This window comes from Kitasatospora sp. NPDC051170 (assembly GCF_044455705.1).
Lineage (GTDB): Bacteria > Actinomycetota > Actinomycetes > Streptomycetales > Streptomycetaceae > Kitasatospora.
The window spans coordinates 210,374-236,445 of record NZ_JBITFA010000005.1 but is presented as its reverse complement, the minus strand read 5'-3'; the positions used below and the strand labels follow the sequence as shown (position 1 = coordinate 236,445).

General features: G+C 74.1%; 6 protein-coding genes. 1 reads left to right on the top strand and 5 read right to left on the bottom strand.

Features of this window, described 5'->3' with window-relative positions:
- Positions 1–6 precede the first annotated feature (6 nt).
- Entirely contained in the window at positions 7–795 is a 789-nt protein-coding gene (locus tag ACIBCA_RS13970; protein ID WP_396283106.1) for a thioesterase II family protein, read from the top strand.
- Here ACIBCA_RS13970 and ACIBCA_RS13965 read toward each other — a convergent pair.
- The 5 genes from ACIBCA_RS13965 to ACIBCA_RS13945 form a co-directional block, all read right to left on the bottom strand.
- A complete protein-coding gene (locus ACIBCA_RS13965) occupies positions 777–1,541 on the bottom strand; it encodes a 4'-phosphopantetheinyl transferase (protein ID WP_396283105.1) in 765 nt (254 codons plus the stop codon). The two genes, ACIBCA_RS13970 and ACIBCA_RS13965, sit on opposite strands and share 19 nt — an antisense overlap.
- A gap of 141 nt (positions 1,542–1,682) precedes the next feature.
- Positions 1,683–1,967 (bottom strand): DUF5302 domain-containing protein, encoded by a 285-nt coding sequence (locus ACIBCA_RS13960; protein ID WP_396283104.1) that lies wholly within the window; start codon positions 1,965–1,967, stop codon positions 1,683–1,685.
- Entirely contained in the window at positions 1,964–3,547 is a 1,584-nt protein-coding gene (locus ACIBCA_RS13955; protein ID WP_396283103.1) for an MFS transporter, read from the bottom strand. Before ACIBCA_RS13955 ends, ACIBCA_RS13960 begins: the two co-directional genes overlap by 4 nt.
- A gap of 84 nt (positions 3,548–3,631) precedes the next feature.
- Complete coding sequence (locus tag ACIBCA_RS13950) at positions 3,632–15,403, bottom strand: SDR family NAD(P)-dependent oxidoreductase (RefSeq protein WP_396283102.1); 11,772 nt, start codon at positions 15,401–15,403, stop codon at positions 3,632–3,634.
- Positions 15,400–26,025, bottom strand: a complete 10,626-nt coding sequence (locus tag ACIBCA_RS13945; RefSeq protein ID WP_396283101.1) for a type I polyketide synthase — start codon at positions 26,023–26,025, stop codon at positions 15,400–15,402. The genes ACIBCA_RS13950 and ACIBCA_RS13945 overlap by 4 nt, the downstream gene beginning before the upstream one ends.
- Between the last annotated feature and the right edge of the window lie 47 nt (positions 26,026–26,072).

Here is a 26,072-nt window from a genome sequence, read left to right as displayed (position 1 = left end):
CCGCGCATGACCACCGCCACCGAGGACTCCCTCTGGGCCCGGACCTACCACCCCGCCGCGAAGGACGGGCTCGGACAACTGGTCTGCTTCCCGCACGCCGGCGGCTCGGCCAGCTTCTTCTACCCGCTCTCGGCCGACCTCGCCGCCGTCACCGAGGTCGTGGCCGTGCAGTACCCCGGCCGCCAGGACCGCCACGACGAGACCGCGCCCAGCGACATCGGCGTCCTCGCCGACCTCGTCTACCGGGCGCTGCGGCCCCGGCTGGCCGCCCGGCCCGTCACCCTGTTCGGCCACAGCATGGGCTCCGTCGTCGCCTTCGAGGTCGCCCGCCGGATGGAGGCGGACGGGCTGGAGCCAGTGCACCTGTTCGCCTCCGGCCGCGGCGGCCCGTCCGTGCCGCGCACCGGCACCGTCCACCTGCGCGACGACGCGGGCATCGTCGCCGAACTCCAGGGCCTCGCCGGGACGGACGCGGCGCTGCTCGCCGACGAGGACTTCCTGCGGATGGTCATGCCGGCCCTGCGCGCGGACTACACCGCCGTGGAGACGTACCGCTGCGCCGCCGACGCCACCCTGCGCTGCCCGATCACCGCACTCAACGGCGACGCCGACCCCAAGGCGCCGCACGAGGAGGTGCTGCTGTGGGGCCGGCACACCACCGGCGGCTTCGCGACGCGGGACTTCCCGGGTGGGCACTTCTACCTGGTCGAGCAGGCCGCCGCGGTGACGGACGTCCTGCGCCGCCACCTGACGGGCCGGGCCACGAGCCCTGCGGTTCAGAGCACGGCACCATAACCCCCGAGCCGGGGCGCCCCGATCGATGCCCCCTGGGGCGCCCCTATCACCACCTCCGGCCGAGGCGCGCGGGCGGGCGCGAGCGTGACCACCGTGGTCAGCAGCAGCCCGCCGCGCGCCAGCCAGCGGCCCGAGTAGTCCGCGCGCAGCCCCAACTCCCGCTCCAGCGGGGTGAGGAGGAGATGCGCGCGGAACGAACCGTCCCCTCCGCCGAGCGGAGGGCCGAAGGTGACGTCCGCGTCGAAGAAGTCCAGGATGCGCCGGCCCTGCGGGAACCACGCCTTGTAGACGCTCTCCTTCGCGCTGAACAGCAGCCGCCCCCAGTTCACCGGCGAGGGGGCGGCCTGCTCCAGGTCCAGCAGCCGGGCGTGCTCCGCCGGGGAGGCGATCGACTCCAGCAGGTCCTCGGGCAGCGGCAGATCGGGCTCCACGTCGATGCCCAGCGCCAGCACGTCCGCCGACCTGGCCACCGCCGCCGCCCGGTAGTTCGTCGAATGGGTGATGCTGCCCAGCACCCCCGCCGGCCAGCGCGGCTCCCCCAGCGGGCCCGGCGGCACCGCCACCGGCGGCAGCCCCAGCCGGGCCAGCGCCCGGCGGGCGCACAGCCGCGCCGTGGTGAACTCGCGCCGCCGGGACTCCACCGCCCGGGCGATCTGCGCCGCCTCCTCGGGGTAGAGCGGGCCCTCCAGGCTGTCGTTGAACGCCTCGGCCGAGGCCACCTCGGCCGGCAGGATGTCTTCAATCACGGCACCTCACACACCTTTGCAGTTCGAGGAATCGAGTCGGACGGGCGGCGGGTGAGGGAGCCCTCGTCGGGGCCTCCCCACCCGCCGCCCGTACCGGAGCCGCGCCGTACCCACGCGCTACGTCGGTCAACTGCGCGCGGCTCAGCCGGTCTTGCGGCGGAAGCTGCGCTTGCGGGCCGCCGGGCCGTGCAGGTCGCCGACCTTGCTGCGGCCGGCCTGCTGCGCCTCGCGGGCCTGGCCGGCGGAACCCTTCTGGCCCAGCGCCTCCCGGAAGCGGGCGCGCAGGTCGTCCTGCGGAGCGGCGGCGGCGGTGAGCTCGGCGGACGCGGACTGGTTGGTGGCGGACATACGGACCTCCGTGGTCAGTGGACGGAACAGGGGGTGGAAGGCGGACAGCGGGGCGAGGGTGGTTCTGGACCCGGTCATGCGGGGGCTCCTTCTGCGGAAGTGTCGGTGGACGTGGTTGCGGGGGCCGGGAGGAGGCGGCTGAGGAGGGCGGTGAGCGCGAAGGCGCCGGCGTTGTACCAGAGCGTCGCGCCGGTGGCGGAGCAGAAGCGGTCGATCCGGGCCGGGTCGAGGAGGTCGGTCGCGACGTCCCCGCCGGCCGCGTCCCCGGTGGCGGCGAGGAAGATCGCGCCGACCACCGCGACCCCGGCCGCCGAGCCGAACTGGGTGACGGCGTTGACGACTCCCGAGCCCGCGCCCGAGTCCTGCGGCGGCACCTCGCTGAGCACCGTCGAGGCCAGCACCGGTGAGCAGAGGCCCATCCCGAAGCCGACCACCAGCTCCGCGCCGGCCACCTGCCACCAGGACAGGTCCGCCCCGGCCGTACGGACCGCCGCCATCAGCAGCAGCGACCCGGCCGCCATCACGGCCGCGCCCGCGCCGACGAACAGCCGGCCGCGCCGCATCCCGTGCCGCCAGGCGATCTGGAAGGTCACCGCGATGCCGACCGGCCAGGCCGCCGTCGCCAGCGCCGTCCGCAGCACCGACCAGCCCAGGCCGTACTGCAGGTGGTACGTGAGGATCAGCGCCAGCGAGCCGATGCCGGTGAAGGCCAGCAGCGTCACCGCGAGCCCGACCGCGAAGCTGCGCCGGGCGAACAGCGGCGGCGGAACCAGCGCGCCGCCGTCCCGGGCGTGCCGACGGCGCTGGTGGCGGGCGAAGAGGACCAGCAGGACGGGCGCGGCGAGGGCGCTCGCCAGCATCCAGGCGGGCCAGCCCTGCTCGCGGCCCTGCACCAGCGGGTACATCAGGGCGAACGCGGCCGCGGTGAGCAGCGCGACGCCGGGCAGGTCGAGCCGGGTCGGGCCCTCCTGCCGGTTCTCCGGCAGGAGGCGGGCGGCGAGCACCGTGATCAGCAGCCCCAGCGGCACGTTGACCAGGAAGATCACCCGCCAGCCGAGGCCGAAGAGGTCCAGCCCGGTGAGCAGCCCGCCGAGCAGCGGACCGCCGACGCTGCCGAGGGTCAGCGCCGCACCGAGGACGGCGAAGGCGACCGGCCACTCCTTGGGCCGGAACAGCGTGACGATCACCGACATCACCTGCGGCACCATCAGTGCGGCCGTCAGGCCCTGCAACAGCCGGGCGGCGACGAGGAGTTCGGCGTTCGGCGCGAAGCCGCAGACGGCCGAGGCGAGGGTGAAGCCGGCCACCCCGGCGAGGAAGACCCGCTTGCGGCCGTGGATGTCGCCGAGGCGGCCGCCGGTGATCAGGAAGAGCGAGAAGGCGAGGGCGTAACCGGCCAGCGTCCACTGGGCGGTGGCGAACTCGGTGCCCAGGTCGCGCTGCACGGCGGGCAGGACGACGGTGACGATGTTGACGTCGAGGCTGTCCAGGAAGGAGGCGCCGGTGACGACGGCGAGGAGCAGCCAGCGCAGCCGCAGGGGTGCGCCGCCGGGGGCTTCCTCGGTCGGGGCTTCCTCGGTCGGGGCTTCCCCGGTCGGGCTGGTGGCGGGAGGCGGTGCGGCGGCGGGCCGCACGGCCTCCTGCACGGTGGTGGACACGGTGGGGACCTCCGGGTCGGTGGTACGACGGCGGGCGGGCGGCCCCGGCTGGGGCCGCCCGTGGGGATCGGGGGTACGGGTGGGTCAGAGCGCGCGGCCGAGGACGGCGTCCAGGGCCTGGTCCATCTCGTCGATCGTCAGTTCCTCCGCCAGCCGCAGCGCGTCCGGCTGCCCGCCCGCCGGGGCCGTCTGCGGCACACCGGCGAGTTCGAGCAGCTGGGCGAGCAGCCCGCTGCGGCTCAGTTCGTCCGCCGGGATGCGCGACAGCGCCCAGCGGGCGGCCTGCTCCGGCTCCTGCGGCGGGGCGCCGTACTGCTGGGTCTGGGGCTCCTCGGCGCGGGCGGCGCCGAAGTCCAGCCGGACGTTGAGGAAGTCCGCGATGGCCTGCGGCGTCGGGTAGTCGAAGGCCAGGGTGCTGGGCAGCGGCACCTGCGCGTGGGCCGAGAGCCGGTTGCGCAGCTCGACGGCCATCAGCGAGTCCCAGCCGTGGTCACGCAGCGGCTGCTCGGCCCGGACGGTCTCGATGCCGGACAGGCCGAGGACGGCCGCGACCTCCTGCTGGACGAGCAGGGTGAGCGCCGCGATCCGCTCCGGACCGTCGAGGCCCGCCAGCCGCTCGCGCAGCCCGTCGGCCGCCGCCGCCGTCTCGGAACGGCCCGCCCTGCGCAGCGGGGTGCGCAGCAACGCCCGCAGCAGCGGCGGGAGTTCGGCTCCCTCCACCCCGACGCCGCGCTGGAGCCGGTCCAGGTCGAGGCGCAGCGGGACGAGGTGCGGCTCCGGCCGTCCGAGCGCCGCGTCGAACAGGGCGAGCCCCTGCTCGACGCTGAGCGCCTGGGCGCCCTGGCGGCGCATCCGGCCCAGTTCGGCCTCGCCGAGGTGGGCGGTCAGGCCGGTGCCACCCTGCTCCCACAGGCCCCAGGCGAGGCTGGTGCCGGGCAGGCCTCGGCGGGTGCGGTGGGCGGCCAGGGCGTCCAGATAGGCGTTGGCCGCCGCGTAGTTGCTCTGCCCCGGGGAGCCGAGCGTGCCGGCGACGGAGGAGAACAGCACGAAGGCGGCGAGGTCGAGGCCGTCGGTCAGCTCGTGCAGGTGGCGGGCGCCGTCGGCCTTCGGGGCGAGGACGCGGCCGAACCGCTCGGCCGTCTGGTTCACCACCACGCCGTCGTCGAGGACGGCGGCCAGGTGGACCACCCCGGTCAGCGGGTGGCCGGGGTCCACGGCCGCCAGGGCCGCCGCGACCTGGGCGCGGTCCGCCACGTCGCAGGCCAGCACCCGGACGGACTCGGCGCCCGCCGCGCGCAGCTCGTCCACCAGCTCCCGCGTCCCGTCGGCGGCCGGACCGCGCCGCGAGGTCAGCACCAGGTGGCGGACCCCGTGCCCGGTGACCAGGCGGCGGGCGACCAGCCGGCCCAGCTCGCCGGTGCCGCCGGTCACCAGGACGGTGCCGGTCGGGGCGAGGGGGCGCGGCGAGGTCAGCACCAGCTTGCCGATGTGGCGGCCCTGCGCCATGAAGCGGAAGGCGTCCGCCGCGCGGCGCACGTCGTACGCCGCGTACGGCAGCGGGGCGATGACCCGGCGGGCCAGCAGGTCGGCGACCTCGGTGAGCATCTCGAGGATGCGCTCCGGGCCGGCGTCCATCAGGTCGAACGCCCGGTAGGAGACGCCCGGGTGCGTGGCGGCGACCTGCTCCGCCTGCCGGACGTCCGTCTTGCCCATCTCCAGGAAGCGGCCCGCGCGCGGCTCGAGGAGCCGGAGCGAGGCGTCGATCAGCTCGCCGGTGAGGGAGTTCAGGACGAGGTCGAAGCCGCTGCCGTCCCCGTGGAAGGCCGTCTCGAACCCGGTGTCGCGGGAGGAGGCGATCCGCTCCCGCGCCAGGCCGAGCCGGCGCAGCGTCGGCCACTTGCCGGCGCTGGCCGTGCCCCAGACCTCGGCGCCGAAGTGCCGGGCCAGCTGCACGGCCGCCATGCCGACGCCGCCGGCCGCCGCGTGCACCAGCACCCGCTCGCCGGCGGTGAGCCCGCCGAGCTCGAGGAGCCCGTGGTAGGCGGTCAGGAAGGCCAGCGGGACGGTCGCGGCCTCGGCGAAGCCGATGCCGTCCGGGATCCGCACCATCATCCGGCCGTCGGCCCGGGCCTCGGTGCCGAAGGTGCCGACGGTCAGGCCCATCACCCGGTCGCCGGGGTTCAGGTGGGCGATGCCCGGCCCGGTCTCCAGGACCACGCCCGCGCACTCCAGGCCCAGCTGGGGGGCGTGGACCATGTCGAGCGCGTTGAGGACGTCCCGGAAGTTCAGGCCGGAGGCGTGCACCCGCAGGCGGATCTCGTGCTCGCCGAGCGGGCCGCCGTCCCCGACCGGGACGAGGGCGAAGGTGTCCAGGCGGCCCTTCTCCCGGATGTCCAGGTGCCAGGCGTCGACGCCGGGCGGCGGGAGGAGGACCGGGTCGGCGCCCTGCGCGGCCTGCGCACCCGGGGCCGTACGGACCGGGCGCAGGCGCGGGGTCAGGACGGCGGTGCCGCGGACGGCCAGCTCGGGCTCGTCCTCGACGGCGAGGGCGACGGCGAGGGCGAGGGCGAGGGCGGTTTCCTCCGGCCCGTCGTCGCCGTCCGGGTCGAGGTCGAGCAGGCGCAGGCGCCGCTCCGGGTGCTCGGCCCGGACGGACCGCAGCAGCCCCCACAGCGCGGCCTGCTCCGGGCGGGCCACCTCGTCCTCGGGCCGGGCCGGGACGGCGCCCCGGGTCAGCCAGACGACCTCGGTCGCGGCGAAGCGGACATCGCCGACCAGGAGCTTGACCTGCTCCAGGGCGGTGACCGCCGACTCCCGCGTGCCGTCGACCAGCAGGCGGGCGGGGACGGCCGGGCGGGTGAGCACGGCCTCCAGATCCGGCTCGGCGGGCAGGCCGAGCGAGGCGGCGAGGGCGGCGCCGAGGACGACGGTGTCGGGGGCCGTGCCCCCGGTGTCCTGCTGCGGGAGCGGCTGGAACTCGACCCGGTACAGGTGCTCCGCACCGGCCGACGCGGCGGCGCCGCGCAGCTGCTCCGCCCGGGCCCGCTGGACCTCCAGCGTGCCCGCGACGAGCACCGGACCGCCCGCCGCGTCCGTCACCTCGACGCGGGCGGAGAGGCCCCCGGTCAGCTCGACGCGCACGCGCAGCTCGGTGCTGTCCGTCGCGTGGAGGGTGACGTCCGACCAGGCGAAGGGGAGGAGAACGGTGCCCTCCTCGGCGTCCGCGCCGGCCTTCGCGCCGTCGGCCTTCGCACCGTCGGCCGCCGTGCCATCGGCCTCCACGCCCGCGAGGGTGTGCAGGGCCGCGTCCAGCAGCGCCGGATGGACGGCGTGCCCGTCCGCGCTCAGGCCCTCGGGCAGCACCACCCGGCCGAACGCCACGCGTCCGCCCGGGGCTCGGTGCAGCTCGGTGAGGCCGCGGAACGCCGGGCCGTAGCCGAGGCCCTGCCCGGCCAGGCCGTCGTAGAGGGCGTCCAGGGGGACGGGCTCGGTGCCGGGGGCGGGCCAGGGCTGTTGGTCGACGGCGACCTGCTCGGTGCCGTCCTCCGCCAGACGGCCCTCGGCGTGCAGGGTCCACGGCGCGTCGGCGGCCGCCGACTCCGGCTGGCTGTGGATCTCGACCGTACGGCCGCCGTCCTCCCCCGCCGGGCCGACCTTCACCTGGAGCCGCAGCCCCTCCGCCGCCGGCAGCACCATCGGCTGGGCGAGCATCAGCTCGGCCACCCGGCGCGCTCCCACCTGCTGGGCGGCGGACAGCGCCAGGTCCAGCAGCCCGGCACCCGGCACGAGCACCGCGCCGAAGACGGCGTGGTCCCCCAGCCACGGCTGGTCGGCGAGCGACACCCGCCCACTGAGCAGGTAGCCCTCGCCACCCGCCAGCGCCGTCACCGCCGCCAGCCACGGGTGCGCGGCCGCGACCAGCCCCGAGGAGCGGGCGTCCCGGCCCGCCTTCGGGGCGTCGAGCCAGTACGGGCGGCGCTGGAAGGCGTAGGTGGGCAGCGCGGCGAGGACGCCGGCGTTCGGGATGACCGCCGTCCAGTCGATCGGCTCGCCGGTGGTGTGGAGGGTGGCGGCGGCGGTGAGGAGCGCGGTGGGTTCGTCCTCGGTGGCGCGGAGGGTGGGGACGAAGAGGGCGTCGTCGAGGCAGGCGGCGCCCATGGCGGAGAGGACTCCGGAGGGGCCGCACTCCAGGAAGCGGTGGATGCCGGAGGCGTTGAGCTCCCGGACGGCGTCGAGGAAGCGGACGGCCTGACGGGCCTGACGCGCCCAGTAGGCGGGCTCGCGCACGCCCTCGCCGGCGGGCAGGTCGGCGCTCATGCGGGTGCCGTCGAGGGTGCTGACCAGCGGGATGCGCGGGGCGTTGAGCTCGCAGGACGCGACGAGGGCGGTGAACTCCTCGAGCATCGCGTCCATGTGCGGACTGTGGAAGGCGTGCGAGACCTGCAAACGGCGGCTGCGACGGCCGGGCATCGAGGCGATGAGCCGCTCGACGGCTTCGGCGTCGCCGCTGACGACCGTCTGCGTCGGGGAGTTGACCCCCGCCACCGAGATCCGGCCCTGGAGAACGGCGAGGACCTCCTCCTCGCCCGCCTCGACCGAGGCCATCGCGCCACCGCTCTCACAGGACTGCATCAACCGACCACGCGCCACGACCAGACGCGCCGCGTCGTCCAGGGACAGCACCCCCGCGACGTGGGCGGCGGCGAGCTCACCCACCGAGTGACCGGCCACAGCGGCCGGTGCCAGACCCCAGGACTCCCAGAGACGGAACAGCGCCACCTCGACGGCGAACAGAGCAGGCTGGGTGAACTCCGTCCGGTTCAGCGTGTCCGCGTCCTCGCCGAAGATCACCTCCAGGAGGGGGCGGGCGCTGTAGCGGTCCAGGGCGGTCAGGACCGTGTCGAAAGCGCTGCGGAACGCGGCATCGGACTCGTACAGACCACGCCCCATCCCGAGACGCTGGCTCCCCTGCCCGGTGAACAGCACCGCGAGGCCCTGCCCGCTCGGGGCGTTCGCGACCGTACCGGCGGCCGGACGGCCTTCGGCCAGGCTGCGCAGAGCGGTCGCCGTGTCGACCGTGGTGGCGGCGAGGACGGCGGCGCGGTGGTCGAAGTGGGTGCGGTGGTGGGCGGCGGTGGCCGCCACGGCGGCGAGCGGGGTCTCCGGGTTGGCGTCCAGCCAGTCGGCCCAGCGGGCGGCCTGCTCGCGCAGGGCGGTCTCGTCGCGGCCGGAGAGGAGGACGGGGAGAGGGGTCGTCGCTTCGGTCGGCCCGGCCGGCTCGCTCGGCTCCGCCGGGTGGGTGGCGGTGGGGGCCTCCTCGAGGATCAGGTGGGCGTTGGTGCCGCTGAGGCCGAAGGAGGAGACGCCCGCGCGGCGGGTGCGGTCGCCGCGCTGCCAGGGGGTGGAGTCCTGGAGGAGGGCGAGGCCGCTGCCGTCCCACTCGATGTGCGGGCTGGGCTCCGACGCGTGGAGGGTGCGCGGGAGGGTCGCGTGCTGGAGGGCGAGGACCATCTTGATCACGCCGATGACGCCGGCGGCGGCCTGAGCGTGCCCGATGTTCGACTTCGAGGAGCCGAGGAGGAGCGGCCGGTCGGCCGCGCGGCCCGGCCCGAACACCTCGGCCAGCGCGCCCGCCTCGATCGGGTCACCGAGGGAGGTGCCGGTGCCGTGGGCCTCGATGGCGTCGATGTCGGCCGGGGTGAGGTCGGCGGTGGCCAGGGCGTCCTGGATGACGCGCTGCTGCGAGGGCCCGTTGGGGGCGGTGAGACCCTGGCTGCGGCCGTCCTGGTTGATCGCGCTGCCACGGATGACGGCGAGCACCTCGTCACCGTCGCGTTCGGCGGCGGAGAGGCGCTTCAGGACGAGCACTCCACAGCCCTCGGCCCAGCCGGCACCGTCCGCGTCGGCGCCGAAGCTCTTGCAACGCCCGTCGGAGGCCATGCCCTTGAGGCGGCTGAACTCGACGAACAGCGCGGGGGTGTTCATGACGGTCACGCCGCCGACGAGTGCCATTTCGCACTCACCCTGGCGGAGCGCGGACACGGCGAGGTGGGTCGCGACCAGGGAGGAGGAGCAGGCGGTGTCGACGGTGACCGCCGGGCCTTGGAGCCCGAGGGCGTACGAGACGCGGCCGGACACCACGCTGCTCGCGTTGCCCGTGCTCATGTAGCCGTCCAGGACCTCGAGTTGACGCCCTTCGTGGCTGCCGTAGTCCGAGCTCATGGCGCCGAGGTAGACGCCGGTGCGGGTGCCCTCCAGGCTGCCCGGGCGGACGCCCGCGCGCTCCAGCGCCTCCCAGACGGTCTCCAGGACGAGCCGCTGCTGCGGGTCCATGGACTGCGCCTCACGCGGCGAGATCCCGAAGAACGCGGCGTCGAACCGGTCGACGTTCTCCAGGAATCCGCCCTCGCGGGCGTAGCTCTTGCCGACCGCGTCCGGGTCGGGGTCGAAGAGGTCCAGGCCCTGCCAGCGCTGGGGGAAGCCGCCGATGGCGTCGCCGCCGGCGAGGAGGAGGTCCCAGAAGCCTTCCGGGGTGTCGATCCCGCCCGGCAGGCGGCAGGCCATGGAGACGACGGCGATGGGGTCATCGGTCTGCGCGCCCGCGCCCGGGGTGACGCGGACGGGCGCGCGGTCGGGCTTGGCGCCGAGGTCGAGGCGGTCGAGGATCAGGCCGGCGATGGCGGTGGGGGTGGGGTAGTCGAAGGCGAGGGTGGAGGGGAGGGTCAGTCCGGTCTCGGCGGCGAGGCGGCGGCGCAGTTCGACGGCCATGAGGGAGTCGAGGCCGAGTTCCTTGAACACCTGCTGCGCGCCGAGGGCTTCGGGCCCTCCGCCGACGCCGAGGACGGCTGCGGCCTCGCGGCGGACCAGGTCGAGGAGGGTGGACCGGCGGTCGGTGGCGGAGAGGGCGGCGAGTCGCTCGTGCAGGGCGGAGGGCGCCGCCGCCGTCGCACCGGCGCGACGCAGGCGGGCCCGCACCAGGGAGCGGAGCAGGGACGGGACTTCGCCGCCGCGCTCCAACTCGCGCCGGACCGAGCCGAGTTCGAGGCGGACGGGGATGAGGGGGGAGAGATCGGTGGTGAGGGCGGCGTCGAGGGCGCGCAGGCCCTGGGCGGGGGTGAGGGCGGCGATGCCCTGGCGGCGCATGCGGCTCAGCTCGGCGTCGCCGAGGTGGGCGGTCAGGCCGGTGCCGGCCTGCTGCCACAGGCCCCAGGAGAGACTCAGGGCGGGGAGGTCGGCGGCGCGGCGTTGGGTGGCGAGGGCATCGACGAAAGCGTTCGCCGCCGCGTAGGCGCTCTGGCCCGCGCTGCCGAAGACGCCGGCTGCGGAGGAGAAGAGAACGAAAGCGTCGAGGGTGAGGTTGCGGGTGAGGTCGTGGAGGTGGAGGGCGCCATTCACCTTGGGGGCGAGGACGCGGGCGAAGCGGTCCGGGGTCTGGCCGGTCAGGAGGCCGTCGTCGAGGACGGCGGCCAGGTGGAACACCGAACCGAGCGTCTCGCCGAGGTCGTTGACGACGGCGGCGAGCTGATCGCGCTCGGCGGCGTCGCAGGCGGCGATACGGACGGTTTCGGCGCCCGCTTCCTGGAGTGCCTGGCGGATCTGCGCTGCGCCGGGGGCTTCGGCGCCCTGGCGGGAGGTGAGGACCAGGTGGCGCACGCCGTGCTGGCGGACCAGATGCTCAGCCAGCTCGCGGCCCAACTCGCCCGTGCCGCCAGTGATCAGAGCGGTCCGGTCGGGGTTGAGGGCGACGGTCGCGGTGGTGTCGGCGGCGGTGACGCGCACCAGACGGGGTGCCGTGATCCGGCCCTCGACGATCGCCAACTCCGGCTCACCGGTGGCGCAAAGGGCGCGCTCGATCACCTCGGCGGGGGCGTTGGTGTCGAGGTCGAGCAGGCGGATCGCACGGTCCGCGTACTCCGCGCGGACCGTCCGCAGCAGACCCAGCAGCGCGGCCTGCACCGGATCCGTGCCGGTTGCGCCGCGCGTCACGAACACCAACTCGACGGAATCGAGGGCAGGTTCGGCGGTGAGGTGCTGGACCAGGGTGAGCGCGTCCGTCAGGGCAGGCTGCACCGAGTCGGCAGCGCCGGACAGGTCCACGATGGCCCGCTCCGGACGCGCCTCGCCGAGAGCGTCGATGGTGTGGGCGTGGTCGACGTTCAGTAGACGGGCCAGCTCGCCGGTCCCACCGAGGACGATGCTGCTGGGCGCGGTGGTCGGCTTCGGCGCCTGCACCTCCTGGTAGTCCAGGCGGTAGAGGTGGTCGACGGACGCACCGGCCCGGACCTGCTCGGCCGACGCCTCGCGAATCTGCAGGCCGTCGACGAACGCCACCGGGCCACCGGCCGGGTCCGACACCCAGATACGGGCACTGGTACCGCTCTCGTCGAGGTCCACGCGGACGCGCAGCTCGGTGCTCCCAGCGGCGAACAGCTCGACGCCCGTCCACTCGAACGGCAGGAACACCCGCTGGTCACCGCCGTCGCGAACCGCCACGAGCGTGTGGAGAGCAGCGTCCAGGAGTGCCGGGTGAATACCGAATTCGTCGGCCTTCACCCCCTCGGGGAGGCGGACGGTGCCGTAGGCGGTGCTGCCGTCGCGCCACAGTCCGGTCAGGCCCTGGAAGGCCGGGCCGTACGCCAGGCCACGGGCGGCGAAGGCGTCGTAGAAGCCGTCCAGGCTCACCGATTCCGTGGTGGGGACAGGCCAGTGGCGCAACGCGTCGAAGCCGTCCTGTGCGCCCTGCTCCTCGGCGAGTTCGCCGCTGGCGTTGAGGGTCCAGGAGTCCTCGGCGTCCTCGGGGCGGCTGTAGAGCGAGACCTGGCGGTGGCCGTTCTCCGGGCCGCCGATGACGACCTGGAGACGGACGGGGCCGTCGAGGATCAGCGGCTCGACCAGGGCGAGTTCCTCCACCCGGCCCGCACCGACCTCGCGGCCGGCCGCCAGGACCAGGTCGAGGATGCCCGTCCCGGGGACGATGACCGTGCCGAAGGCGGCGTGATCACGCAGCCACGGCTGGGAGTTGGGGGCGAGACGGCCGGTGAACAGGTGCCCTTCGCCGTCCGCGAGCGCCGTTCCGGCGCCGAGCCACGGGTGAGTGGACGCCTCCAAGCCCATCGAACCCGCATCAGCCGAACCCGAACCGACCTCCGTCCAGAAGTACTCGCGCTGGAAGGCGTAGGTCGGCAGGTCGGCGACGAACTCGCCGCCCTCCAGAACCTTCTGCCAGTCGATCTCGACGCCCTGGACGTGCAACTGCCCGAGCGAGCGCAGGAGCTGGTTCAGGCCGCCCTCGCCACGGGCGAGCGAGCCGACCACGACGCCGTCGTGCTCGGCGCTGCCGTCGGTGAGCGGCATGGAGAGCACGGGGTGGGCACTGACCTCGACGAACACGTTCCGGCCATCCGCGAGAAGCTGCTCCAGCGCCCGGTCGAAACGAACCGGCTCACGCAGGTTCCTGCACCAGTACGCGCCGTCCAGCTCCGGCCCGTCCAGCACACGCCCGAGGACCGTCGAATAGAACGGCACCGAGGCGCGCCCGGGGGTGAGGTCGGCGAAGGCGTCCATCAGTCCGGGCAACAGCGGGTCCATCTGGGCGCTGTGGGAGGCGTAGTCGACGTTCACCCGGCGGCAGAACACGTCCTGCTGCTGGAGGTCCGCGACCAGCGCGTCGATGGCCTCGCTCTCGCCGCTGACCACGGTCGAACCCGGGGTGTTCACCGCCGCGACCGAGAGCCTGCCTTCGTAGGCCGCGAGGATCTCCTCGACCTCGGCGACCGGACGCTCGACCAGCGCCATCCCACCGAAGCCCGTCACGGCCCGAACGGCGGCGGACCGCAGGGCGACGACCTTCGCGCCCTGCTCCAGCGAGAGCGCACCCGAGACGACGGCCGCGACGACCTCACCCTGGCTGTGCCCCACGACCGCGCTGGGCTCGATGCCCCACGACCGCCAGAGGGCGGAGAGGGCGACGCCCATCGCGAACAGCGCGGGCTGGATCACATCCACGCGGTCCACCGGCGGGTGGTTTCCACCCGCACCCGCGAGGACGTCGAGGACGGACCAGTCGGTCAGCGGGCGCAGCGCCTCGTCACAGGCGACCACGGCCTCACGGAAGACGGGCGACTCCTCCAGCAGAGCCGCACCCATACCCAGCCACTGGCTCCCCTGGCCCGGGTACACGAACACGACCTCGCCGGGAGACCCGGCGACACCCACCGGCTCACCGGCAGCGATGGCCCGGAGCTTCGCGGCCGCGTCCGCCGTGGAACCGGCGACGACGACGGCGCGATGCTCGAACCGGGTGCGGTGCCGGGCGGCGGTCACGGCGACGTCGGCCAGCGGGACGGTGTCGTGGGCGTCCAGCCAGTCGGCCCAACGGGCGGACTGCTCCCGCACCGACGCCTCGTCCCGGCCCGACACGACCACCGGGACGGCGGTCGGCTGGGGCTGAACCAGAGCCGGCCTGCTCTCCGGGGCCTCTTCGAGGATGACGTGCGCGTTGGTGCCGCTGAGGCCGAAGGACGACACACCCGCCCGGCGGGCGCGCTCACCGCGCTGCCAGGGGGTGGAGTCCTGGAGGAGGGCGAGGCCGCTGCCGTCCCACTCGATGTGCGGGCTGGGCTCCGACGCGTGGAGGGTGCGCGGGAGGGTCGCGTGCTGGAGGGCGAGGACCATCTTGATCACGCCGATGACGCCGGCGGCGGCCTGAGCGTGCCCGATGTTCGACTTCGAGGAGCCGAGGAGGAGCGGCCGGTCGGCCGCGCGGCCCGGCCCGAACACCTCGGCCAGCGCGCCCGCCTCGATCGGGTCACCGAGGGAGGTGCCCGTTCCGTGGGCCTCGATGGCGTCGATGTCGGCCGGGGTGAGGTCGGCGGTGGCCAGGGCGTCCTGGATGACGCGCTGCTGCGACGGGCCGTTCGGCGCGGTGAGACCCTGACTGCGCCCGTCCTGGTTGATCGCGGTCCCCCGGATGACGGCGAGGACGCGATCCCCGTCCCGCTCGGCGGCCGACAGCCGCTTCAGGACGAGCACACCACAGCCCTCGGCCCAGCCGGCACCGTCCGCATCAGCACCGAAGCTCTTGCACCGCCCGTCCGCCGCCATCCCCCGCAGACGGCTGAACTCGACGAACAGCGCCGGGGTGTTCATCACGGTCACGCCGCCGACGAGTGCCATCTCGCACTCACCCTGCCGCAGCGCGGACACCGCGAGGTGGGTCGCAACGAGGGAGGAGGAGCAGGCCGTATCCACGGTGACCGCCGGGCCCTGGAGCCCGAGGGCGTACGAGACGCGGCCGGACACCACGCTGCTCGCGTTGCCCGTGCTGACGTACCCGTCGAGCGCGTCCAGGTCGTGGCCCTGCTGGTTGCCGTAGTCCGAGCTCATCGTGCCGAGGTACACGCCCGTCCGGCTGCCCTCCAGCGCCTCCGGGCGCACACCGGCGCGCTCCAGCGCCTCCCAGGCCGTCTCCAGGACGAGCCGCTGCTGCGGGTCCATCGACTGCGCCTCGCGCGGCGAGATGCCGAAGAACGCGGCGTCGAAGCGCTCCACGTTCGTCATGAAGCCGCCTTCGGTGGCGTAGCTCTTGCCCACGGCCTCCGGGTCCGGATCGAACAGGTCAAGGCCCTGCCAGCGCTCCGGGAAGCCACTGATCGCATCGCCACCGGCGGCCAGCAGCTCCCAGAAGCCCTCCGGGGTGTCGATCCCGCCGGGCAGGCGGCACGCCATCGACACGACCGCGATCGGCTCGGTACGGGCGGCCCGCTCGGAGTCGAGCTGCTTCTCCGCCTCGACCAGCGCGGTCGCGGTGCGCCGCAGGTACGCCTCGAGCTTCTCGACTTCGGATGTGCTGCTCATGCGGTCACTCCCAGCTTGCGGTCCAAGAACTGCAGAAGGTCTTCGGTGCTGCTTCCGGTCTCCAGCTCGACCGCTGGCGCTTCCGGGACGACGGCCTTCGCGAGGCCGTTCTTGAGGGCGAGGAACTGGCCGGCCAGTCCCTCCGATTCGAGTTGCAGGGGGGTCGCGGAGCGCAGCAGCTCCACGAGGTTGTCCAGTAGCTCCCTGGACAGCCGGACGCCCGACGGGATCGGCGCCGCACCGCTTCCGGCCACGTCCAGGCGGTTCAGGACGAGTTCCGCGATGGCGGTGGGGGTGGGGTAGTCGAAGGCGAGGGTGGAGGGGAGGGTCAGGCCGGTCTCGGCGGCGAGACGGCGGCGGAGCTCCACGGCCATGAGGGAGTCGAGGCCGAGTTCCTTGAACACCTGCTGGGCGCCGAGGGCTTCGGGGCCTCCGCCGACGCCGAGCACGGCGGCGGCCTCTCGGCGGACCAGGTCGAGGACGGCGGGCTGCCGCTCGGTCGGCGCGAGAGCCGCGAGGCGCTCGCGCAGGGCGGAGGGGGCCGCCGCCGTCGCACCGGCGCGACGCAGGCGGGCCCGGACGAGCGATCGCAACAGCGGTGGCACGTCACCACTCCTTTCCAACTCACGGCGTACGGCGGACAGTTCGAGGCGGATGGGGACGAGGTGGGCGAGGTCGGTGGTGAGGGCGGCGTCGAGGGCGCGCAGGCCCTGGGCGGGGGTGAGGGCGGCGATGCCCTGGCGGCGCATGCGGCCCAGCTCGGCGTCGCCGAGGTGGGCGGTCAGGCCGGTGCCGGCCTGCTGCCACAGGCCCCAGGAGAGGCTCAGGGCGGGGAGGTTGGCCGCGCGGCGCCGAGCGGCGAGGGCGTCGAGGAAGGCGTTCGCCGCCGCGTAGGCGCCCTGGCCCGCGCTGCCGAAGACACCGGCTGCGGAGGAGAACAGGACGAAGGCGTCCAGGTTCGACTCCCGCGTCAGCTCGTCCAGGTGCAGGGCGCCGTTCACCTTGGGGGCGAGGACGCGGGCGAAGCGGTCCGGGGTCTGGCCGGACAGGAGGCCGTCGTCGAGGACGGCGGCCAGGTGGAACACCGAACCGAGCTTGTCGCCGAGGTCGTTGACGACGGTGGCGAGCTGATCGCGCTCGGCCGCGTCGCAGGCGGCGATGCGGACGGTCTCGGCGCCCGCTTCCTGGAGGGACCGGCGGATCTGCGCTGCGCCGGGGGCTTCGGCGCCCTGGCGGGAGGTGAGGACCAGGTGGCGCACATTGTGGTGGCGGACCAGATGTTCGGCCAGCTCACGGCCCAACTCGCCCGTGCCGCCAGTGATCAGAGCGGTCCGGTCGGGGTTGAGGGCGACGGTCGTGGTGGTGTCGGCGGCGGTGACGCGCACCAGACGTGGTGCCGTGATCCGGCCCTCGACGATCGCCAACTCCGGTTCACCGACCGTCGAAAGGGCGCGCTCGATCACCTCGGCCGGGGCGTTCGTGTCGAGGTCGAGCAGGCGGATCGCACGGTCCGCGTACTCCGCGCGGACCGTTCGCAGCAGGCCCAGCAGTGCGGCCTGCACCGGATCCGTGCCGGTTGCGCCGCGCGTCACGAACACCAACTCGACGGACTCGAGGGAAGGTTCGGCAGTGAGGCGCTGGATCAGGGTGAGCGCGTCCGCAAGGACGTCCTGCACCGAGCCGGTGGCCCCGGACAGGTCCACGACGACGGCCTGCGGGTGGGGCTCCGCCGCCAGACGCCCGATGAGCGCCTCCGGTCCCTCCACCTGGCTGGCGATCGGGAGTTCGGCGACTGGCCCGGTGCCGATCACCCAGAGGTCGGTGAGGGAACGCTCCTCCAGGGTGCGCGGCTCCTGGTAGTCGAGGCGGTAGAGGTGGTCGACGGACGCACCGGCGCGGACCTGCTCGGCCGACGCCTCGCGGATCTGCAGGCCCTCGACGAACGCCACCGGCCCACCGGCCGGGTCCGACACCCAGATACGGGCACTGGTACCGCTCTCGTCGAGGTCCACGCGGACGCGCAGCTCGCTGCTCCCGGCGGCGAACAGCTCCACACCCGTCCACTCGAACGGCAGGAACACCCGCTGGTCACCGCCGTCGCGAACCGCCACAAGCGTGTGGAGAGCAGCGTCGAGCAGGGCCGGGTGGATGCCGTACTCGTCGGCCTTCACGCCCTCGGGCAGGCGAACCAGCCCGAATGCGCTGCTGCCGTCGCGCCACAGCTCGGCCAGGCCCTGGAAGGCCGGGCCGTACGCCAGGCCACGGGCGGCGAAGCGGTCGTAGAAGCCGTCCAGGTCGACCTGTTCGGCGCTCGCCACCGGCCAGTTGCGGAGAGCGGAGAAGCCGTCCGACTCGCCCTGCTCCTCGGCAAGTTCGCCGCTGGCGTGCAGAGTCCAGCCGTCCTCGGACTCCTCCGGACGACCGTGCAGAGCGACCTGACGGCGACCGTTGGCGCCCGGGGCGCTGACCGTGATCTGGAGCCGGACCGGGCCTTCGAGAATCAGGGGCTCGACCAGGGCGAGTTCCTCCACCCGGCCCGCGCCGACCTCACGACCGGCAGCGAGGACCAGGTCGAGCAGGCCCGCCCCGGGGACGAGAACCGTACCGAAGGCGGCGTGATCGCGCAGCCACGACTGGGAGTTGGGGGCCAGGCGGCCGGTGAACAGGTGGCCTTCGCCCTCGGCGAGAGCGGTGGCGGCGCCGAGCCACGGGTGGGTGGACGCCTCCAGGCCCATCGAGCCCGCGTCGCCGGTGGTGGCGGCGGTCTCGGCCCAGTAGTGCTCGCGCTGGAACGCGTAGGTCGGCAGGTCGGCGACGAACTCGCCGCCCTCCAGGACCCTCTGCCAGTCGATCTCGACACCCTGGACGTGCAGCTGACCGAGGGAGCGCAGGAGTTGGGCGGTGCCGCCCTCGCCTCGGGTGAGGGATCCGACGACGACGCCGTTGTGCTCGGCACTGCCGTCGGTGAGGGGCATGGAGAGCACCGGGTGGGCGCTGACCTCGACGAACACGTTCCGGCCGTCGGCGAGGAGCTGCTCCAGCGCACGGTCGAAACGGACGGGCTCACGCAGGTTGCGGCACCAGTAGGCGCCGTCCAGCTCGGAGCCGTCCAGGACGCGGCCGAGGACCGTCGAGTAGAACGGGACGAGCGCCTTCGACGGCTTCAAGTCCGCGAATGCCTCGGCCAGTTCGGGGAGGAGCTGGTCCATCTGCGCACTGTGCGAGGCATAGTCGACATTCACCCGGCGGGAGAAGACGTTCTGCTGCTGGAGGTCCGCGACCAGGCGGTCCAGCGCCTCCACCTCGCCCGACACGACCGTGGACCCCAACGTGTTGACGGCGGCGACGGAGAGCCGGCCGTCGTAGGCCGCGATCAGCTCCTCGACGACGGCCACCGGACGCTCGACCAGCGCCATCCCACCGACACCGGTCACCGCCCGGACGGCGGCCGACCGCACCGCGACGACCTTCGCGCCCTGCTCCAACGACAGCGCACCCGAGACGACGGCCGCAACGACCTCACCCTGACTGTGCCCCACGACCGCGCTGGGCTCGATGCCCCACGAACGCCACAGCGCCGAGAGCGCGACACCCATCGCGAACAGCGCGGGCTGGACCACGTCCACCCGGTCGACGGGCGGGTGATCCCCGCCGCCACCGGCCAAGACATCGAGAACCGACCAGCCCGTCAGCGGCCGCAACGCCTCATCACAGGCGACGACGGCCTCACGGAACACCGGCGACTCCTCCAGCAGAGCTGCCCCCATACCGAGCCACTGACTCCCCTGCCCCGGATAGACGAACACGACCTCGCCGGGCGACCCGGCGACACCCACCGGCTCACCGCCAGCAACCCCACGCAACCCCACGACCGCCTCGGCCACCGAGGTAGCGACGACAGCGGCACGGTGATCGAAGAGGGTCCGGTGGTGAGCGGCAGTGGCGGCCACGGCGGCGAGCGGGGTGACCGGGTTGGCTTCCAGCCAGTCCGCCCACCGAGCGGCCTGCTCACGTACGGCGGCCTCATCCCGCCCGGAGACCAGCAGCGGGACAGCACTCGGCTGCGGCTGCTGCGCGGCAGGGGCGACGGTCGGGGCCTCTTCGAGGATCAGGTGAGCGTTCGTCCCGCTCAGCCCGAAGGAGGAGACGCCCGCCCGGCGGGCGCGCTCGCCGCGCTCCCACGGCGTGGACTCCTGGAGCAGGGACAGCCCGCTGCCGTCCCACTCGATGTGCGGGCTCGGCTCGTCGGCGTGGAGGGTGCGGGGCAGCACCCCGTTCTGCAGTGACAGCACCATCTTGATCACGCCGATGACACCGGCCGCCGCCTGGGCGTGCCCGATGTTCGACTTGGAGGAGCCCAGAAGGAGCGGACGGTCGGACGAACGGTCCGGGCCGAACACCTCGGCCAGCGCGCCCGCCTCGATCGGGTCACCGAGGGAGGTGCCGGTGCCGTGCGCCTCGATCGCGTCGATGTCGCCCGGCACGAGACGCGCGGCAGCCAGCGCGTCCTGAATGACGCGCTGCTGCGACGGCCCGTTCGGCGCCGTGAGGCCCTGACTGCGCCCGTCCTGGTTGATCGCGGTCCCCCGGATGACGGCGAGGACACGGTCCCCGTCCCGCTCGGCGGCCGACAGCCGCTTCAGGACGAGCACGCCACAGCCCTCGGCCCAGCCGGCACCGTCCGCGTCGGCACCGAAGCTCTTGCAGCGGCCATCGGCCGCCATCCCCCGCAGACGGCTGAACTCGACGAACAGCGCCGGGGTGTTCATCACGGTGACGCCACCGACCAGCGCCATCTCGCACTCACCCTGCCGCAGCGCCGACACCGCCAGGTGCGTCGCGACCAGCGAGGACGAGCACGCGGTGTCCACCGACACCGCCGGGCCCTGCAATCCCAGCGCGTACGAGACACGGCCCGACACCACACTGCTCGCGTAGCCCGTGCTGGTGTAGCCGTCGAGCGCGCCGAGGTCGCGGCCCTGGTGCCCGTAGTCGGAGGTCATCGTGCCGAGGTAGACGCCGGTGCGGGTGCCCTCCAGGCTGCCCGGGCGGACGCCCGCGCGCTCCAGTGCCTCCCAGGCCGTCTCCAGGACGAGCCGCTGCTGCGGGTCCATGGACTGCGCCTCGCGCGGCGAGATGCCGAAGAACGCGGCGTCGAACCGGTCGATGTCCTCCAGGAATCCGCCCTCGCGGGCATAGCTCTTGCCGGCCGCCTCCGGGTCCGGGTCGAACAGGTCCAGCCCCTGCCAGCGCTTCGGGAACCCGCCGACGGCGTCGCCACCGCTGACCAGCAGCTCCCAGAAACCCTCCGGGGTGTCGATCCCGCCCGGCAGGCGGCAGGCCATCGAGACGACCGCGATGGGGTCGTCGGCCTGCGCGCCCGCGCCCGAGGTGACGCGGACGGGGGCCCGGTCGGGCTTGGCGCCCAGGTCCAGGCGGTCGAGGATCAGGCCGGCGATGGCGGTGGGGGTCGGGTAGTCGAACGCCAGGGTCGAGGGCAGCGTGAGGCCCGTCTCGGCGGCGAGGCGGCGGCGGACCTCGACGGCCATGAGGGAGTCGAGGCCCAGCTCCTTGAACACCTGCTGCGCACCGACGCCTTCGGGGCCGCCGACGCCGAGGACGGCGGCGGCCTCGCGGCGGACCAGGTCCAGCAGGACCGCCTGCCGCTCGGTGGCGGACAGGGCGGCGAGTCGCTCGTGCAGGGCGGAGGGCGCCGCCGCCGTCGCACCGGCGCGACGCAGGCGGGCGCGCACCAGGGAGCGGAGCAGGGACGGGACCTCGCCGCCGCGCTCCAACTCGCGCCGGATCGAGCCGAGTTCGAGGCGGACGGGCACGACGTGGGCGAACTCCGAGGCCAGCGCCGCATCGAGGGCGCGCAGGCCCTGGACAGCGGTGAGCGCGCCCACGCCCTGGCGGCGCAGCCGGGTGATCTCCGCCTGGCCGAGCCCTGCGGTCAGGCCGGTGCCCGCCTGCTGCCACAGGCCCCAGGAGAGGCTCAGGGCAGGGAGGTCGGCGGCGCGACGCTGAGCGGCCAGGGCGTCGACGAAGGCGTTCGCCGCCGCGTAGCCACTCTGACCTGCACTGCCGAGGACGCCCGCTGCGGAGGAGAACAGGACGAAGGCGTCCAAGTTCAGCTCGCGGGTCAGCTCGTCCAGATGCAGGGCGCCGTTCACCTTGGGGGCGAGGACGTGGGCGAAGCGCTCCGGGGTCTGGCCGGAGAAGAGGCCGTCGTCGAGGACGGCGGCCAGGTGGAACACCGAACCGAGCGTCTCGCCAAGGTCGTTGACGACGGCGGCGAGCTGATCGCGGTCGGCGACGTCGCAGGCGGCGATGAGAACGCTCTCGGCGCCCGCCTCCTGGAGTGCCTGGCGGACCTCGGCCGCGCCGGGGGCTTCAGCACCCCGCCGGGAGGTGAGGACCAGATGCCGCACGCCGTGCCGACGGACCAGGTGCTCGGCCAGCTCGCGGCCCAACTCGCCCGTTCCGCCGGTGATCAGAGCGGTCCGCTCGGGGTTGAGGGCGACGGTCGTGGTGGTGTCGGCGGCGGTGACACGCACCAGGCGCGGGGCGCGGATCCGGCCCTCGGTGATCGCCAACTCCGGCTCACCCGTGCTGAACACGGCCCGGGTGATCGTGTCGGCGGATGCGCCACCGTCGAGGTCCAGCAGGCGAACGGGACGGTCGGCATACTCCGCGCGAACCGTCCGCAGCAGGCCCCACAGCGCGGCCTGCACCGGATCGGCCGCAGTCGCACCGCGCGTCACGAACACCAACTCGACCGGCTCGAGCGACGGTTCGGCCAGCAGTCGCTGCACCAGCGGGAGGGCCTCGGCCAGCGCCTCCTGCACCGGGCCTGCGACCTCGGTCAGATCCACGGCGAGCAGCTGCGGAACCTCGACGGCTCCGGTCTCCAGCTGCTCCGGCGACACGCTCTCGATGCCGAGCAGGCCCGCGAGGCCACCGGCCCCGCCGAGGACGAGCGAGCGCACGCGGGCCCGCTCCTCGATGCGGCGCAGCTCCGAGAAGTCCACGCGGTAGAGGTGGTCCACCGTCGCACCCGCGCGGACCTGCTCCGCCGAAGCCTCGCGCAGCTGAAGGCCCTGGGCGTGCAGAACGGGCCGACCGGAGGCGTCGGCCCCCCAGAGGGCGAGCCGGTCGTCGCTCAGCTCGACGCGGACGCGCAGCTCGGTGCTGCCGGCGGCGAACAGCTCGACGCCCGTCCACTCGAACGGCAGGAGGACCCTCTCGGCGTCCTGGTTCTGCGGCTGAGCGGCGACGAGGGTGTGGAGGGCGGCGTCCAGAAGCGCCGGGTGAATGCCGTACTCGTCGGCCTTCACGCCCTCGGGGAGGCGGACGGTGCCGTAGGCGGTGCTGCCGTCGCGCCACAGGCCGGTCAGGCCCTGGAAGGCCGGGCCGTAGGCCAGGCCACGGGCAGCGAAGCGGTCGTAGAAGCCGTCCAGGTCGACGGGCTCGGCGTTCGCCGCCGGCCAGGTGCGGAGGGCGTCGAAGCCGTCGGACTCGCCGGTCTCCTCGGTGAGTTCGCCGCTGGCGTTGAGGGTCCAGGAGTCCTCGGCGTCCTCGGGGCGGCTGTAGAGGGAGACCTGGCGGTGGCCGTTCTCCGGGCCACCGATGACGACCTGGAGACGGACGGGGCCGTCGAGGATCAGCGGCTCGACCAGCGCGAGTTCCTCCACCCGGCCCGCGCCGACCTCGCGGCCGGCCGCCAGGACCAGGTCGAGGATGCCCGTCCCGGGGACGAGGACCGTGCCGAAGGCGGCGTGATCACGCAGCCACGGCTGGGAGTTGGGAGCCAGGCGGCCGGTGAACAGGTGGCCTTCGCCGTCCGCGAGCGCCGTTCCGGCGCCGAGCCACGGGTGGGTGGACGCCTCCAGGCCCATCGAGCCCGCATCAGCCGAACCCGAGCCGACCTCCGTCCAGAAGTACTCCCGCTGGAACGCGTAGGTCGGCAGGTCGGCGACGAACTCGCCGTCGATGAGCTTCGACCAGTCCACGGGAACGCCCTGGACGTGCAACTGCCCGAGCGAGCGCAGGAGCTGGTTCAGGCCGCCCTCGCCACGGGCGAGCGAGCCGACCACGACGCCGTCGTGCGCGGCGCTGCCGTCGGTGAGCGGCATGGAGAGCACGGGGTGGGCACTGACCTCGACGAACACGTTCCGGCCATCCGCGAGAAGCTGCTCCAGCGCCCGGTCGAAACGAACCGGCTCGCGCAGGTTGCGGCACCAGTAGGCGCCGTCCAGCTCCGGGCCGTCCAGCACGCGACCGAGGACCGTCGAGTAGAACGGGACCACGGCCTTCGACGGCTTCAAGTCAGCGAACAACTCGGCCAGTTCGGGCAGCAGCGAATCCATCTGCGCACTGTGCGAGGCGTAGTCCACGTTCACCCGGCGGCAGAACACGTCCTGTCGCTGAAGCTCGGCCACCAGCGCATCGATCGCGGTGCTCTCGCCACTGACGACCGTCGATCCCGGGGTGTTCACCGCGGCGACCGACAACTTGCCGTCGTACGAGGCGATCAGCTCCTCGACGACGGCCACCGGACGCTCGACCAGCGCCATGCCACCGAAGCCCGTCACGGCCCGGACGGCTGCGGACCGCAGAGCCACCACGCGGGCGCCCTGCTCCAGCGAGAGCGCGCCCGAGACGACGGCCGCGACGACCTCACCCTGACTGTGCCCGACCACCGCCGTGGGCTCCACACCCCACGAACGCCACAGCGCCGAGAGCGCGACACCCATCGCGAACAGCGCCGGCTGGACCACGTCCACCCGGTCGACCGGCGGGTGATCCCCACCGCCACCGGCCAAGACATCGAGAACCGACCAGCCCGTCAGCGGCCGCAGCGCCTCGTCACAGGCCACCACCGCGTCCCGGAACACCGGCGACTGCTCCAACAGCGCAGCCCCCATACCGAGCCACTGGCTCCCCTGCCCCGGGTACACGAACACCACGCCACCGGGGGTCCCGGCAACACCCACCGGCTCACCGGCAGCCACCCCACGCAGCCGCTCGGCCGCCTCCGCCGCCGAGCCCGCCACCACGACGGCCCGGTGCTCGAACTGCGTCCGGTACCGGGCAGCCGTCACCGCGACGTCCACCAGCGGAACGTCCCCGTGGTCGTCCAGCCAGTCGGCCCACCGCCCGGCCTGCTCCCGCACCGACGCGTCGTCCCGGCCCGACACGACCACCGGGACGGCGGTCGGCCGGGGCTGAACCGGAACCGGCGTGCTCTCCGGGGCCTCCTCAACGATCACGTGCGCGTTCGTCCCGCTCAGCCCGAACGAGGACACCCCCGCCCGCCGGGCACGCTCGCCGCGCTCCCACGGCGTGGCCTCCTGCGCCAGCGCGAGCCCGCTGCCGTCCCACTCGACGTGCGGGCTGGGCGCCTCCGCGTGCAGGGTGCGCGGCAGGACTCCGTGCTCCAGCGCCAGCACCATCTTCATCAGGCCGATGACACCGGCGGCCGCCTGGGCGTGCCCGATGTTCGACTTCGACGAACCCAGCAGCAGCGGCCGATCGGCCGGACGGTTCGGCCCGAACACCTCGGCCAGCGCGCCCGCCTCGATCGGGTCACCGAGGGAGGTGCCGGTGCCGTGCGCCTCGATCGCGTCGATGTCGCCCGGCACGAGCCGCGCGGCGGCCAGGGCGTCCTGGATGACGCGCTGCTGCGAGGGCCCGTTCGGCGCCGTGAGGCCCTGGCTGCGCCCGTCCTGGTTGATCGCGCTGCCACGGATGACCGCCAGCACCCGGTCCCCGTCGCGCTGCGCCGCCGAGAGCCGCTTCAGCACGAGCACGCCACAGCCCTCGGCCCAGCCGGCACCGTCCGCATCGGCGCCGAAGCTCTTGCAGCGCCCGTCCGCGGCCATCCCCCGCAGGCGGCTGAACTCGACGAACAGCGACGGATTGCTCATCACCGTCACCCCGCCCACGAGCGCCGTCTCGCACTCGCCCTGCCGCAGCGCCGACACCGCGAGGTGGGTCGCGACCAGCGAGGAGGAGCAGGCGGTGTCGACCGTCACCGCCGGGCCCTGGAGCCCCAGCGCGTACGAGACGCGGCCGGACACCACACTGCTCGCCTTGCCGGTGCTCACGTACCCGTCGAGCGCGTCGAGGTCCTGGCCGAGGCTGCCGTAGTCGGTGCTCATGGTGCCGAGGTAGACGCCGGTGCGGGTGCCCTCCAGGCTGCCCGGGCGGACGCCCGCGCGCTCCAGGGCCTCCCAGGCCGTCTCCAGGACGAGCCGCTGCTGCGGGTCCATGGACTGTGCCTCGCGCGGCGAGATCCCGAAGAACGCGGCGTCGAAGTGCTCGACACCGTCGAGGAACCCGCCCTCCCGGGCGTAGCTCTTGCCGACGGCCTCCGGGTCCGGGTCGAACAGGTCCAGGCCCTGCCAGCGCTCCGGGAAGCCACCGACGGCGTCGCCGCCGGCGGCCAGGAGCTCCCAGAAGCCCTCGGGGGTGTCGATCCCGCCGGGCAGGCGGCAGGCCATCGAGACCACGGCGATCGGCTCGGAGCGCTGGGCCTCCAGCTCGGCCGCGCGCTTCTGGAGGGCCCGGATGGCGGGCAGCGCCTGTTCCATGCGGTCCTGGGCTGAGGTCGTCATCACATGTCCTTTCCGCGTGAGCGGGTGAGCGGGAGAGCGGGAGGGTGGGA

Coding starts and splice junctions, on each gene's coding strand:
- ACIBCA_RS13960 (WP_396283104.1), bottom strand. CDS start 1,967: ATGACCGGGTCCAGAACCACCCTCGCCCCGCTGTCCGCCTTCCACCCC.
- ACIBCA_RS13970 (WP_396283106.1), top strand. CDS start 7: ATGACCACCGCCACCGAGGACTCCCTCTGGGCCCGGACCTACCACCCC.
- ACIBCA_RS13950 (WP_396283102.1), bottom strand. CDS start 15,403: ATGAGCAGCACATCCGAAGTCGAGAAGCTCGAGGCGTACCTGCGGCGC.